This window comes from Arthrobacter sp. SPT-J7 (assembly GCF_059089965.1).
This window is the reverse complement of record NZ_JBNHFF010000560.1, coordinates 1-487: the sequence shown is the minus strand read 5'-3', so window position 1 is coordinate 487 and position 487 is coordinate 1. Positions and strand designations below refer to the sequence as shown.

Genomic DNA, 487 nt, shown 5'->3' with positions numbered 1-487 from the left:
ATTATGGACATCTCAAGAAGGCAGGCCCTCGTTATGGGTGGACTCGCCGGCCTGGGCGTTATAGGTGCAGGGCTGGTAACGGCTCCCATCTCCACCGTCAGTGCCAGTTCCGCGAGCACGCTGGCCGATCGTGATATGCCCAGGCCCTACCAAAGCACCCTGACCATTCCTCCCAGGTTGTCGCCCTATAAGAGGGTCATTCTCAACGGCGAGACAACCCACTTCTACTCGCTCTCGCAGCAACTGGGCATGGCCAAGATTCTTCCGAACCACGCCACCCCAATCCTGGGGTACAACGGAATCTTCCCCGGTCCCACCATCAGGATTGAGCGGGGCGTCAAGGCCGTAATGAGGATGCGCAACCGGCTTCCCGCCACGCACCCGGAGCTGGGCCACACCCTGGCCATGTCCACCCACCTCCACGGTTCAGCCTCCTTGCCGCAGTACGACGGTTACGCCAACGACCTCTGCTTGCCCGGTTTCGCCA

General features: G+C 61.4%; 1 protein-coding gene. It reads left to right on the top strand.

The window, feature by feature from the left end; genetic code table 11:
- Nucleotides 1–33: 33 nt before the first annotated feature.
- The coding region (locus AC5RWX_RS34265) for a multicopper oxidase domain-containing protein (protein ID WP_494100573.1) at nt 34–487 on the top strand (454 nt) is incomplete at its 3' end.